This window comes from Streptomyces sp. NPDC045998 (genome assembly GCF_056430285.1).
This window is the reverse complement of sequence record NZ_JBWKLJ010000001.1, coordinates 185,129-198,896: the sequence shown is the minus strand read 5'-3', so window position 1 is coordinate 198,896 and position 13,768 is coordinate 185,129. Positions and strand designations below refer to the sequence as shown.

The window sequence follows — 13,768 nt, the reverse complement described above, 5'->3', positions numbered from 1 at the left end:
TCGGCGTTTTCGGTGAAACCCGGCCGTACGGCGGGTGAACCGGCCCGGTCCGTGCGCGGGGGCCGCCTACCGTCCGGCGGTATGAGACGTCGTTCCGTCCTCCTCGCCGCGGGCGCCGGTGCCACGGCCGCCCTGTCCGCTCCCCCGGCCGCTCCCCCGTCCCGGGCCGCCGGCTCCCCCCATGCGGGCCCCCTCGTCATCGGCCATCGCGGCGCGGCCGGCTGGCGCCCCGAACACACCGCCTCCTCGTACACCCTCGCCGTCCAGTGCGGCGCCGACTGGATCGAACCGGACCTGGTCGCCACCCGCGACCACCACCTGGTGGTGCGCCACGAGAACGAGATCTCGGCCACCACGGACGTCGCCCGGCGCCCCGAGTTCGCCGGGCGCCGCACCACCAAGACCGTCGACGGCCGGTCCGTGACGGGCTGGTTCACCGAGGACTTCACGCTCGCCGAGCTGAAGACCCTGCGGGCGGCCGAACGCCTCCCCCTCGTGCGCGACCGGAACACCGTCTTCGACGGCCGCGAGCGGGTGCTGACCTTCCAGGAGGTCGTCGACCTCGCGCGCGGGCTGTCGCGGCGGTACGGCCGGACCGTGGCCGTCTTCCCGGAGACCAAGCACCCGACGTACTTCCGCTCCCTCGGCCTGCCCCTGGAGCCGGTCCTCGCCGAGGCCGTACGCCGGAACCGGCTCGGTCCGCGCGAGTGCGTCATCCAGTCCTTCGAGCCGTCCAGCCTGCTGCGCCTCGCCGAGGAGGAGCGGCTGCGCGTGCCGCTGTGGCAGGCCCTCGGCACGCGCGGCGGCCCGTACGCCCACTCCGCCACGTACGCGGAGATGACGACGCCCGCCGGGCTGCGCGCCATCGCCGCGTACGCGCGCTGGATCGGGCCCGACAAGTCGTCCCTCCTGCCGCCGTCCCCGCTGCTCGCGGACGCGCACGCGGCGGGGCTGCGCGTCGGCGCCTACACCTTCCGCGCCGAGAACCGCTACCTCCCCGCCGACCTGCGGCGCGGCACCGACCCGGACGGCTTCGGGGACGCCTTCACCGAGTACGAGCGCCACTACGCGCTCGGGGTGGACGCCGTGGTGACCGACTTCCCCGATCTCGCGGTGATCGCCCGGGACGCGTGGCGGGAACGCGACGGGGACGCGCGGCCTAGGACGAAGGGCTGATCAACTTCCGACCCTTCCTGCTGTTAGCCTGCACTTGCACAGCCTTTGCAATAAGCAGCAGAATGCAGCAGCAGTCGGAGGGCACGGACATGGCGATCTACACACTTCCTGAACTTCCGTACGACTACGCCGAGCTCGAGCCGGTCATCAACCCGCAGATCATCGAGCTGCACCACGACAAGCACCACGCCGCCTACGTCAAAGGCGCGAACGACACCCTCGAACAGCTGGAAGAGGCGCGCGACAAGGAGCAGTGGGGCTCGATCAACGGCCTGGAGAAGAACCTCGCGTTCCACCTCTCCGGCCACATCCTGCACTCCATCTACTGGCACAACATGACCGGCAAGAAGAACGGCGGCGGTGGCGAGCCGCTGGCGGCCGACGGCGTGGGCGAGCTCGCCGACGCGATCGCCGCGTCCTTCGGCTCCTTCGCCAAGTTCAAGACGCAGCTGTCCAAGGCCGCCGCGACGACGCAGGGCTCGGGCTGGGGCGTCCTCGCGTACGAGCCGGTCAGCGGCCGGCTCATCGTCGAGCAGGTCTACGACCACCAGGGCAACGTCGGCCAGGGCTCGGTGCCGATCCTGGTGTTCGACGCCTGGGAGCACGCCTTCTACCTGCAGTACAAGAACCAGAAGGTGGACTTCATCGAGGCCATGTGGGAGGTCGTCAACTGGCAGGACGTGGCCAAGCGGTACGCCCAGGCCAAGGAGCGCACGCCGCTGATCGCGCCGTGACGCGTGCGCCCCTCGGACCGGGGCGCTGTTGAATCGTCCTGCTCGTGATCGTCTTCTCAACCTTCACCGGGCAGGCGGATGAAGGACGGCCCCCCGCGATGACGTGAATCGCGGGGGGCCGTCCGCTGTCGTACGCCGGCGTCCGGGGGGGCGCCGGCCTACGGGTCGCCGGAGGTTACAGGTTGCTGAAGTCCGGGCCGGCGGTCCGGGTCCGCTTGATCTCGTAGAAGCCGGGCGTCGACGCCACCATCAGCGTGCCGTCCCACAGACGGGCCGCCGCCTCGCCCTGCGGCGCCGGGGTGACGACCGGGCCGAAGAAGGCGATCTGCTCGCCGTCCGCGCCCGGGACCGCGATGACCGGCGTCCCGACGTCCTGGCCGACCTTGTCGATGCCCTCCTTGTGGGAGGCGCGCAGCTCCGTGTCGTACGTGTCCTTGTCGGCGTAGCTCGCGAGGGAGGCGGGCAGCCCGGCGTCCTCCAGGGCCGCCTCCAGGACCGCGCGGTCGGTGGCGTCCTGGCCCTTGTTGTGGAAGCGGGTGCCCATCGCGGTGTAGAGGGGGCCGAGCACGTCGTCGCCGTGCAGCTGCTGGGCGGCGATGGCGACGCGCACCGGGCCCCAGGCCGTCTTGAGCAGTGCCTGGTAGTCCTCGGGGAGCTCGTCCATCTTCGGCTCGTTGAGGACGGCGAGGCTCATCACGTGCCAGCGCACGTCCACCGGGCGGACCTTCTCCACCTCCAGCATCCAGCGGGAGGTCATCCAGGCCCAGGGGCACATGGGGTCGAACCAGAAGTCGGCGGTGGTCCTGCTCTCGGACATGCGTCTCCTCAGCTGATGGGTCGGGCGTGCCTGAGGGGGGCAACACCACCGGGCGCCACCGGCATTCCCCATACCGGCGGTCAGAGGCACATGGGAGGATCACTGCTGTCAGAACGAGCTACGAAGGAGTGCCCGTGCCCGGTGAGAATCTGTCCCGCGACGAGGCCCGCGAGCGGGCCGAGCTGCTGACCGTCGACGGGTACGAGGTGGCTCTCGACCTGCGGTCCGCGGTCGGGGAGGCCGCCGGCGGCGGGTCCGAGCGGCGGACCTTCCGGTCGGTGACGACGATCCGGTTCCGCTGCGCCACGCCGGGGGCCACCACCTTCGCGGACCTGGTCGCCCCGTCGGTGAACGCCGTCACGCTCAACGGCCGCGAGCTGGACCCGGCAGTCGTCTTCGACGGCACGCGGGTCGCCCTGGAGGGGCTGGCCGAGGAGAACGTTCTGGTGGTGGACGCGCAGTGCGCGTACAGCCGGACGGGTGAGGGGATGCACCGCTTCGTCGACCCGGAGGACGGCGAGGTCTACCTCTACACGCAGTACGAGCCGGCGGACGCCCGGCGCGTGTTCGCCAACTTCGAGCAGCCCGACCTCAAGGCGCCGTACCGCTTCGAGGTGACGGCGCCCGAGGGCTGGACGGTGTGGAGCAACGGCGTGGAGGAGTCGCGGGAGGGAGGGGTCTGGCGGTTCGCGGAGACCGCGCCGATCTCGACGTACATCACCTGCGTGGTGGCCGGCCCGTACCACTACGTCACGGACACCTACCGGCGCGGTGACCTGGAGATCCCGCTCGGCGCGATGTGCCGCAAGGGGCTGGCGAAGCACTTCGACGCGGACGACGTCTTCCTCGTCACCAAGCAGGGCTTCGACTTCTTCCACGACAACTTCGACTACCCCTACCCCTTCGGGAAGTACGACCAGGCCTTCGTCCCCGAGTACAACCTCGGCGCGATGGAGAACCCCGGCATGGTGACCTTCCGCGAGGAGTACATCTACCGCGGCAAGGTGACGCGCGCGGCGTACGAGCGGCGGGCCAACGTCATCCTGCACGAGATGGCGCACATGTGGTTCGGCGACCTGGTCACCATGAAGTGGTGGGACGACCTGTGGCTGAAGGAGTCGTTCGCGGACTTCATGGGGTCCTTCTCGCTGGCCGAGGCCACCCGCTTCACCAACAGCTGGGTCACCTTCGCCAACAACCGCAAGGCCTGGGCGTACCGGGCCGACCAGCTGCCGTCCACCCATCCCATCACGGCCGACATCCGTGACCTGGAGGACGCCAAGCTGAACTTCGACGGCATCACGTACGCCAAGGGCGCGGCCGTCCTGAAGCAGCTGGTGGCGTACGCGGGGCGGGAGGCCTTCCTGGAGGGCGCCCGGCGCTACTTCAAGCGGCACGCGTACGGCAACACGCGCCTGGACGACCTGCTGTCGGTGCTGGAGGAGACCTCGGGGCGCGACATGACGGCGTGGGCGCGGTCCTGGCTCCAGACGTCGGGCGTCAACGTGCTCACGCCGGCCGTGACGTGCGACGCCGAGGGCCGGGTGGCGGAGCTCGCGGTCGAGCAGGAGGGCGACGAGCCGCGTCCGCACCGGGCGGCCGTGGGCCTGTACCGGTCCGAGGGCGGCGAGCTGGTGCGGTACGCCCGCGCGGAGGTGGACATCACCGGCGCGCGCACGGTGGTGACGGAGCTGGCGGGCAGCGAGCGCCCGGCGCTGGTGCTCGTCAACGACGATGACCTGACGTACGCCAAGGTGCGCTTCGACGAGGGCTCGCTGGACACCCTGCGCGAGCACCTCGGCGACATCACCGACCCCCTGGCGCGGGCCCTGTGCTGGTCGGCGCTGTGGAACCTGACGCGGGACGCGCTGCTGCCGGCGCGGGACTTCGTGGCGCTGGTGCTGCGTTTCGCGGGGCGCGAGTCGGACATCGGCGTCCTGCAGATGCTGCACGCCTGGGCGCAGTCGGCGCTGACGCACTACGCCGCCCCGGCGTGGCGCGAGGAGGGCGGCCGGCTGGTCGCGGAGGGCGCGCTGCGGGAGCTGCGGGCGGCGGAGCCGGGCAGTGAGCACCAGCTGACGTGGGCGCGGTTCTTCGCGGCGACGGCGAGCGGGGACGAGGACTTCGCGCTGCTGCAGGGGCTGCTCGACGGTTCGGCCAAGATCGACGGGCTGGACGTCGACCAGGAGCTGCGCTGGGCGTTCCTGGGGCCGCTGGCCGCGCACGGCCGCGCCGACGAGAGCGTGATCAACGCCGAGCTGGCGCGCGACGACACGGCCTCGGGCAAGCGCCACCAGGTGCGGTGCCTGGCGGCCCGCCCGTCGGAGGCGGTCAAGGCGCAGGCGTGGGCACAGGTCGTCGAGTCCGACGCGCTGTCGAACGCGCTGGTGGAGGCGACGATCGCGGGCTTCACCCAGCCGTCGCAGCGGGCGCTGATCGCGCCGTACGCGCCGAAGTACTTCGACGCGATCGAGCGCGTCTGGCGGGAGCGGTCCATCCAGATCGGCATGGACGTGGTGCGGGGCCTGTTCCCGTCGCTCCAGGACGACCCGTCGACGCTGGAGGCGACGGACGCCTGGCTCGCCGCCCACGAGGCGTCCGCCCCGGCCCTGCGCCGCCTGGTCCTGGAGGCCCGCGACGACCTGGCCCGCGCACTGCGCGCCCAGGCGCGCGACGCGGCGGCGGGCTGAGGCCGGCGTTGGGGGCGGGCCCGGGTTGGGGCCGGGCTGCGCCCGGCTGAGCGCCGGGGCGGCCCCGGGCTGCCGACGGCGCCCGCCTGCGGCTCGGGCTGAGCCCGGCCCGCCCGACGGCGCCCGGCTAGGGCGCGGCTGTTCCCTCCGGCCGGCGGGGCCCGCTTGGGGGCCGGGCGGCGGCTTCGGTCTGCGGGTTCCGGGGGGGCGGGAGTTCCTGATCGGCAGTCGAACGCCCGTACTTTAGGACGGGGTTGTCCCGGATTGTCGACGGACTTGTAACAACGGTTAGAGGGCGGGGAGTTGGCGGGAAGTCCCGGGGCATGACCAACACCCCGCTCTCCCCCCGTCCTCTCTCCGGCTCCTCCGACGTACGGCGGCGCGTGCTGTCCGCCGCGCAGCTGCGGGCCCAGGGCGTGTCCGCCGCCGAGGCCGGCGCGCACTGCCGGGCCGGCGGGCCCTGGCAGCAGGTGCTGCCGGGCGTGTACCTGCTGCGCCCCGGGCAGCCGACCAGCGAGGAGCGGCTGCACGCCGCGCTGCTGTACGCCGAGCGGCGGCCCGGCGGTGAGGGTGCGGCGATGATCACCGGGCTGGCGGCGCTGGCGCTGTACCGGTTCGCCGCCGCGCCGCCGCTGCCCGCGCTGGACCACATCGACGTGCTGGTGCCGCGCACCCGGCGGCTGCGGTCCACCGGGTGCGTGCGCATCGTGCGCGCCTCGGCGGACCCGCCGGTGGCCCGGGAGGTGACGGGCCTCCCGGTCGCCCCGGTGGCCCGCGCCCTCGCGGACGCCGTCCCGCACCTCGCCGACGCCCACACCGTGCGCCGGCTGCTCACCGAGGCCGTGCGGAAGGGGTACTGCGAACCGTCCGCCGTCGTCCGGGAGTTCAACCGCGCCCGGCTGCTGACCCGGCCGCACGTCGTGGACGCCGTCGACGCGCTCCTCGCGGACGGCCGGGCGCTGGCCGAGGAGCGGCTGTACGAGATGGTGCGCGTGCACCAACTGCCCGACCCGCTGTGGAACGTGGACCTCCGGCTGCCCGGCGGCCCTCACCTCGGCGGCGTGGACGCCTACTGGCCGGACCAGGCCGTCGCCGTCGAGCTCGACACCCGCTCGTCGCGCCGGGACGACGACGAGAGCACCTGGACCGCGTACACACGCAAGCGCGAGCACCTGGAGCGGCTCGGCGTCACCGTCGTCCACCTCACGCCCCGCAAGCTGCGCGAGGCGCTGGAGCAGCAGGCGGTCGTGGTGCGGACGGCCCTGATGGCGGCCGGGGACCGGGCCCCGGCCGCGTACCTCGTGGTGCTGCCCAGGTGAGGGCGAGGGCTACGGCGAGGGCTCAGCCGCAGAACTCGGCTTCGACGATCCCCTGCGTGTTGCCCGCCCAGTCGCCGTTGAGGTTCAGCGCCAGTGAGTGTTCCCCGTCCCGGGTGGCGACCACGTTGGAGACGGACCCGTGGATGCCGCCGGTGTGACCCCACACCTCGGTGCCGCAGCTCAGCTTGACCACGTACACGCCCAGGCCGTAGCGGGGGGACGGCACGCCCTCCCTGACCGGGACCGTGGTGGTCAGCTCCTTCATCTGCGCCGGCGGCAGCAGCCTCCCCTTCAGCAGCGCCCGTACGAACCGCTGGAGGTCGGCCGAGTCGGAGATCATCTCGCCGGACGCCCACGCCCCTGACGGGTTCAGCTCGGTGACGTCGTGGACGGGTGCGTTCGGCTCCGCCGCCATGAGCGTGGAGTAGGCGCGGCCGCTGGGCTTCGGCATCCGCGCGTCCGTGCCGGGCACGGAGGTGGCGCGGAGCTTGAGCGGCTTGATGAGGCGGCGCTCGATCTCCTTTCCGTACGGCCGTCCGGTCGCCTTCTCGATGACCATGCCGGCGAGGATGTAGTTGGTGTTGGAGTAGGCCCAGTCCGTGCCGGGCGCGAAGTTCGGCCGGTGGCCCATCGCGACGCCGACCAGCTGCCGCGGAGTCCACGTGTCGTAGCGGTGCTGGAAGAAGCCGGGGCCGAAGACCTTCGCCCGGAACCCGGGGTCGGAGGTGTAGTCGTAGATGCCGCTGGTGTGGTTGAGCAGTTGGCGGAGGGTGATCTTCCGGCCGTCGTGGCCGTTGCCGCGTACGACGCCGGGGAGCCAGCGGTCCACGGTGTCGTCGAGGTCCAGTCTGCCCTCGGCTTCCAGTTGCAGGACGACGGTGGCGACGAAGGTCTTGGTGATGGAGGCCACGCGGTAGCGGTCGTTCGGGTGGCGCTCGCGGCCCGTGTCGCGGTCGGCGACCCCGGCGGTGCCGTTCCAGACGCCGTCGCCGTCCCGCGCCTGGGCGAGCACGCCCGGCACTCCCTCCCGTACGACGGCTTCGAGGGCCGCCTGGGTCCGCTCGTGCCCGTCCGTGGTGCGCGTGGTGCGGTCGGTGCGGTCGGTGGCGGCTGCCGGGACGGTGAAGGCGGTGGTGGCGACGGCCGCCGCCACGATCGCCGCCGTCAGGGCCGTCTTGCGTATCGCCATGCTTGTTCCCCTCGCTGTTCGACTGCGGTCGGTGGAGGGGACCGCGCCGGTGCGCGGGGAGTTGACCGGGGCCGCCGGGTTGAGCCGGTTTCAGCCTTCCTCGATCACCTCCGCCGCCTCCGGGTTGTGGGGCGAGTACTCCGGCACCGCCGACCACCGCAGCGGGCTCGCGCCCTCGTGCTCCAGCACCCCGTCGACGGTGAAGCGGACGGTGCGGCCGGTCGCGGTGAACGCGGTGCGGGCGGTGCCGGTGAGCTGGAGCGTGGTGCCGGTGGCCCAGTCGAGGAACAGCAGTCCCGCGCGGGCGTCGGCCTCCAGGTTGCCGAGGGTGAGGAACATGCCGTTGCCCGCGTAGTCCCGCCAGCCGAGCTCGGTGGGCGAGGCGACCTGGACGAAGCCGGGGTTGCCGCCCCGGTGGCTGGCGTCGGCGCCGTGCCCGGGGGCGACGGTGGCGATGAAGAAGGTGTCGGCGGCGCGGACGAACTCCTGCTGCGCGGGGGTGAGCCGGTCGCTCCGGCGTACGGCGCCGGGACGCGCCGCCGCGCCGTCGCCGGGCGCGTACAGCTCCCGCTTCTGCAGGTACTTCGGGCAGTTCGAGAAGACCTGCCGCGCCGCGATGGCCAGGCCGGAGGCGCTGGGCCGGGCCGTCCCGTTGAGCCGCATGCGGCGCCGGGTGCGCGGGTCGAGGGCGATCGTGCCGACGGGGGTGTCGGCGGCGCGGGCCAGCGTGGCGGCGAGCGGGTCGCCGTCCGTCACGCCCCCGGCCACCGCCACGGAGCGCGGCCCGGTGGCCCGGACGAAGCCGGGCGCGCCGGTGAGCAGGGAGCTCCAGACGCGGCCGTGCTCGTCCTGCGCGCCGATCACCAGCAGGGGCTGGAGCTCCAGGAAGGCGGCGGCGACCCGGCGGATGTCCTGGCCGATGGAGCGGCCGACGTGGTCGGCGAGGCCGCGGACGCCGACGCGGGTCTGCACGGCGAGCGATCCCTGGTGGTAGGGGCGTGACACGGGTGACCGCCTCCTAGAAGAAGCCGCAGGTGGGGGCGGCGGCGTGGGGGGCCGGTGCCTCCTCGGCGCCGACGGGGGCGTAGACCTCCAGGCGGGTGCCGTCGGGGTCGTGGAAGAAGATCCCGCCGGAGGCCGCGCCCTCGCGGTGCGCGACGACCCCGTCGTACGCGAACGTCACGTCCAGCGATCGCAGTTCGGCCTCGACGGCCCGGACCTCGTCCATGGTGTCGACCTCGAAGGCGAGGTGGTGCAGGCCGGCGCGGGCGGGGGCGTAGGGCTCCTCGGCCTGCTGCCAGAGGGCGAGGGCGAGCCGGCCGTCCCGGCCGAGGAGGGCGAACCGCCGGCCGTCCTCCTTGCCCTCGACGAGGACGTCGAAGCCGAGGACGTCCCCGTAGAAGGCGAGGGAGCGCGGGAGGTCGGTGACGTTGATGCCGACGTGGCCGGTACGGAGCGTGCTGTGGGTGGTCGCCGTCATGGCGGTGCCCCTTTCCTGGGCGTGCTTCTAACCTGTGATTGGAACTTTAGAGGTTAGATTCGGGGGCGCGCAACCAGTTACGTAAGATTGAGGGGTTAGGCGCCTCGGCCAGGCAGCGAAAGGGAGCCCACAGATGCCCGCACCGGACCCGCGGCCGCTCGTCGGCGAACCCGTCTCCCTCGATCTGCTCAACACCCGCTGGGTGCACGACGGCGCCGCCCAGGACCTGCTGACCGGCCCCGAGGGTCTGGCCGTCTGGCTGGCGGCCAACGGTCTCGACGCCGACGCCCGCTTCCGGGCCGACGCGCCCACGCTGGAGCGCACCCTCACCGCCCGCGACGCACTCGCCGCCGCCGTCGACCGGCCCGGCGACACCGCCGCGGCCGCCGCACTCAACGAGGTCCTCGCGCACGGCCGCATCCGCGCCGTGCTCACCGCGGAAGGCCCCGCCGAGGAGGCCGAGTTCGCCGACCCCTCCTGGGGCCCCGGCTGGCTCGCCGCCCGCGACTACCTGGACCTGCTGCGCACCGCGCCCGACCGGATCCGCGCCTGCGCCCACGAGGCGTGCGTCCTGCACTTCTTCGACACCTCGCGCAACGGCACCCGGCGCTGGTGCTCCATGGCGGTGTGCGGCAACCGCGCGAAGGCCTCCCGCCACTACGCGCGCACCAAGGAAAGTTGAACGCTCAGCCGAACAGCCTGCGTAAACCGGGGATTTGACCCCGTTCATCCCCCATGGCGTATCAGCGACAGTGGCGGATGTGCGCCACAACCCGCATCCCGTCTCCGGCAGCTCTCCACAAACCCCTGTCCCGTGCGAAAGGGTGAGCGGTCATCCGGCACCACATACCGGACCGTCTCTTTCACATACAGGGATGCAGATGACCACCCTCGAATCCCAGAGCTCCATACCAGGGAGCTCGACCCCCGGCCACAGACGGACGGCTCGGCGCACCGCCCGCGTCGTCGCCGCCGGCCTGGTGGCCGCGCTGGCCGCGGCCGGCACCGCCCCGGTGTTCGCCGCCGACGACCCGGCGGGCACCCCCGCGGGTACGGCCCCGGCCAAGTCGGACGCCTCCGCCGCCGACGCGAAGCTCGGCGCCGCCGACGCCGAGCGGCTGGCCGAGGCGGAGGCCCAGGGCGACCGGACCGTCACCGTCATGGTGGCCACGGCCCCCGGCCAGACCGAGCAGGTCGCCCAGCAGTTCGACGACGTCGCCGGCGCCACGGTCGGCACGACGTACGACAAGCTCGGCTACGTCCGCGCCACGCTGCCCACCGGGAAGGCGAAGTCCGCGCTCACCGCGGCCGCCAAGCTCTCCTCGGTGCAGGGCATCGACCTCCAGTACGAGATCGCGCTGGAAGACCCGTCCCCGGACGCGGGTACCGTCGGGGAGGGCGGTACCACGACCGGTTCGACGGCCACCACGTACCCCGGCCCCGACGCGCGGACGCCGGCGAAGAACCCGTACAACCCAGCCTTCGAGACCGGCGCGGTGGACTTCGTCAAGAAGTACCCGAAGGCCGACGGCCGCGGTGTGACCATCGGCATCCTCGACTCCGGCGTGGACCTGGGCCACCCGGCGCTGCAGAAGACCACCACCGGCGAGCGCAAGATCGTCGACTGGGTGACCGCCACCCACCCCGTCACCGACGGCGACGGCACCTGGCGCCCGATGAACAACCCGGCGGTGGCCGGCCCGACGTTCACCGCCGACGGCCGCACCTGGACGGCGCCCGAGGGCTCGTACCGCTACCGCGACTTCCGCGAGGCCGCCACCAAGGGCGGCGACATGAACGGCGACCTCAACCGCGACGGTGACACCACCGACGTGTGGGGCGTGCTGTACGACGCGGCCGCCGGCACCGTGCGCGTCGACCTCAACGGCAACAACGACTTCACCGACGACGTCGCGATGAAGCCGTACAAGGACGGGTTCCAGGTCGGCTACTTCGGCACGGACAAGCCGGAGACCGACGTCGTGGAGCGCATCCCGTTCGTGGTCGAGATCCGCAAGGACGTCGTCTACAACGCCAACAAGGACAAGGCCGACTTCGTCAACATCGGCGTCGTCAACTCCGACCACGGCTCGCACGTGGCCGGCATCACCGCCGCCCACGGTCTGTTCGGCGGCAAGATGAACGGCGCGGCGCCCGGCGCCAAGCTGGTCTCCTCGCGCGCCTGCACCTGGTCCGGCGGCTGCACCAACACCGCCCTGACCGAGGGCATGGCGGACCTGGTCGTCAACCGCGGTGTCGACATCGTCAACATGTCGATCGGCGGCCTGCCCGCGCTCAACTCCGGCGACAACGCGCGCGCCGCGCTCTACGGCCGCCTGATCGACACCTACGGCGTCCAGCTGGTCATCTCGGCCGGCAACTCCGGCCCGGGCCTGAACACCATCGGGGACCCCGGCCTGGCCGACAAGGTCGTCTCGGTCGGCGCCGCGATCTCCAAGGAGACGTGGGCCGCCAACTACGCCTCGGTCGTCGAGAAGAAGTACGCCATGTTCCCCTTCTCCTCGCGCGGCCCGCGTGAGGACGGCGGCCTCACCCCGACGATCTCCGCGCCCGGCTCGGCGATCAACACCATCCCGACGTGGATGGCGGGCGCCGGCGTCCCGGAGACCTCCTACAAGCTGCCCGCCGGCTACGGCATGCTCAACGGCACCTCGATGTCGTCGCCGCAGGCGGCCGGCGCGAGCGCGCTGCTGATCTCCGCCGCCAAGCAGCGGAAGATCGCGCTCTCCCCGCTGAGCCTGCGCACCGCGCTCACCAGCACCGCGAACCGCATCTCGGGTGTCGCGGCGCACGAGCAGGGCGCCGGTCTGATCGACGTCGTCGACGCCTGGGAGTCCATCACGGACGGGGCCACCGCGCACGAGTACACGGTCGCCGCGCCCGTCGACACGGCGCTGGAGCAGGAGCTGAAGAAGCCCGGCACCGGCATCTACGACCGTGAGGGCGGCCTCAAGGCCGGCCAGAAGAAGGTCTACGACGTCACCATCACGCGCACGACCGGCCCGGACCGGCCGATCGAGCACGAGCTGGACCTGAAGTACAACGACGGCACCTTCCGCATCCTCGGCGACGACGAGGTGGACCTGCCGCTGAACAAGCCCGTCACCGTCAAGGTGCAGGCCAAGCCGGGCTCCGCGGGCGTGCACAGCGCCATCCTGGAGGCCGACGACGAGGACACCGAGGGCGTCGACAAGCAGATCCTCGCCACCGTCGTCGTCGCGTACGACCTGGCGGCGCCGAGCGCGTACGCCTACAGCGCGACCGGCACCGTGCAGCGCAACAGCCACAAGTCCTACTTCGTCACGGTGCCCAAGGGCGCCAAGGCGCTGGAGGTCGCGCTCGGCGGGCTGAAGGAGAAGAGCCAGACCCGGTTCATCGCCATCCACCCGTACGGCGTGCCCGTCGACACCACCGCGTCCAACGCGTGCTACCCGCACTACAACCCGGCGAACACGTGCCGCCCCGACGCGCGCTCGTACGCCAACCCGACGCCGGGCGTCTGGGAGATCGAGGTCGAGGCGCGGCGCACCTCGCCGGACCTGGACAACCCGTACAAGCTGGACGTGTCCCTGCTGGGTGCGGCCTTCGACCCGGCGGTGCGGACGGTGCCCGAGGCGAAGGTCGGCACGCCGGCCGCGGTGGACTGGAAGGTCACCAACGGCTTCGCCGCGATCGACGGCACGCTGAAGGGCGGCCCGCTCGGCTCCGCGAAGGTCGCCACGCCGACCCTCGCCAACCACGCCACGCACACCAGCACGGTCACCCTCGGTGAGGGCGTCGAGCGGCTGGACGTCGCCATCGGCAACACCTCCGACAAGGCGGCCGACCTGGACCTGACCGTCTCGCTGAACGGCGTGGAGGTCGGCTCGTCGGCGGACGGCGACTCGGAGGAGTCCGTCTCCCTGATCAAGCCGGCCGCCGGTACGTACACGATCGAGGTCATCGGCTACGAGATCCCGGCCGGCTCGACCACGTACGACTACAAGGACGTGTACTTCTCGTCCGCACTCGGCACGGTCAAGGTCGACGCCGCCAAGCCGGTGAAGCTGGCGACGGGCGCGTCGGCGCAGGTCGCGGCCGAGGTGCTGGTGAACGGCGAGGCCCCCGAGGGCCGGCAGTTCTTCGGCGAGGTGTCGCTGGTGACGGCGCGCGGCACGGTCGCGGGCAGCGGCAGCGTCATGATCGGCAAGGTCACGCCGTAGCACGTCTCGTACGGTGAGTGAGGGCGGGCGTCCTGCGGGCGCCCGCCCTTCGCGTGCTGCTTCTCACGTCGCGGACAATGAATTGGACAAGCCCGGTCAGGTGATACGCATCATGGGTGAGGCACCCAGGCCGCCAGGGC

At 72.3% G+C, this 13,768-nt stretch carries 10 protein-coding genes; 6 read left to right on the top strand and 4 right to left on the bottom strand.

Going from position 1 to position 13,768, the window contains the following annotated elements; translation table 11 throughout:
- Positions 1-81 precede the first annotated feature (81 nt).
- Both AC07FJ_RS00860 and AC07FJ_RS00855 read left to right on the top strand, forming a co-directional pair.
- Positions 82-1,176 (top strand): glycerophosphodiester phosphodiesterase family protein, encoded by a 1,095-nt coding sequence (locus AC07FJ_RS00860; RefSeq protein ID WP_479043900.1) that lies wholly within the window; start codon positions 82-84, stop codon positions 1,174-1,176.
- An 89-nt stretch (positions 1,177-1,265) separates the two neighbouring features.
- The gene (locus tag AC07FJ_RS00855; RefSeq protein ID WP_361415110.1) at positions 1,266-1,910 is read left to right on the top strand and encodes a superoxide dismutase; all 645 of its coding nucleotides are present in this window, start codon (positions 1,266-1,268) and stop codon (positions 1,908-1,910) included.
- Between the two features lie 175 nt (positions 1,911-2,085).
- On the opposite strand, the gene AC07FJ_RS00850 is transcribed toward AC07FJ_RS00855, so the two are convergent.
- Positions 2,086-2,727, bottom strand: a complete 642-nt coding sequence (locus AC07FJ_RS00850; RefSeq protein WP_479043897.1) for a mycothiol-dependent nitroreductase Rv2466c family protein — start codon at positions 2,725-2,727, stop codon at positions 2,086-2,088.
- Between the two features lie 134 nt (positions 2,728-2,861).
- On the opposite strand from AC07FJ_RS00850, the gene pepN reads away from it, so the two are divergent.
- The gene (pepN, locus tag AC07FJ_RS00845) at positions 2,862-5,417 is read left to right on the top strand and encodes an aminopeptidase N (protein ID WP_479043894.1); all 2,556 of its coding nucleotides are present in this window, start codon (positions 2,862-2,864) and stop codon (positions 5,415-5,417) included.
- 323 nt (positions 5,418-5,740) lie between these two features.
- The gene (locus AC07FJ_RS00840; protein WP_479043891.1) at positions 5,741-6,736 is read left to right on the top strand and encodes a hypothetical protein; all 996 of its coding nucleotides are present in this window, start codon (positions 5,741-5,743) and stop codon (positions 6,734-6,736) included.
- A gap of 22 nt (positions 6,737-6,758) precedes the next feature.
- Here the strand turns inward: AC07FJ_RS00840 and AC07FJ_RS00835 are convergent, their stop codons facing one another.
- The 3 genes from AC07FJ_RS00835 to AC07FJ_RS00825 form a co-directional block, all read right to left on the bottom strand.
- The gene (locus AC07FJ_RS00835; RefSeq protein WP_479043888.1) at positions 6,759-7,925 is read right to left on the bottom strand and encodes a serine hydrolase domain-containing protein; all 1,167 of its coding nucleotides are present in this window, start codon (positions 7,923-7,925) and stop codon (positions 6,759-6,761) included.
- Positions 7,926-8,015: 90 nt separating this feature from the next.
- Positions 8,016-8,930, bottom strand: a complete 915-nt coding sequence (locus AC07FJ_RS00830; protein ID WP_479043886.1) for a pyridoxamine 5'-phosphate oxidase family protein — start codon at positions 8,928-8,930, stop codon at positions 8,016-8,018.
- A 13-nt stretch (positions 8,931-8,943) separates the two neighbouring features.
- Complete coding sequence (locus AC07FJ_RS00825; RefSeq protein ID WP_479043884.1) at positions 8,944-9,405, bottom strand: VOC family protein; 462 nt, start codon at positions 9,403-9,405, stop codon at positions 8,944-8,946.
- Between the two features lie 133 nt (positions 9,406-9,538).
- On the opposite strand from AC07FJ_RS00825, the gene AC07FJ_RS00820 reads away from it, so the two are divergent.
- A complete protein-coding gene (locus AC07FJ_RS00820; RefSeq protein ID WP_479043881.1) occupies positions 9,539-10,087 on the top strand; it encodes a CGNR zinc finger domain-containing protein in 549 nt (182 codons plus the stop codon).
- A 199-nt stretch (positions 10,088-10,286) separates the two neighbouring features.
- Positions 10,287-13,628, top strand: coding sequence for a S8 family serine peptidase (locus AC07FJ_RS00815; RefSeq protein WP_479043879.1), 3,342 nt, complete (start codon positions 10,287-10,289; stop codon positions 13,626-13,628).
- Positions 13,629-13,768 lie beyond the last annotated feature (140 nt).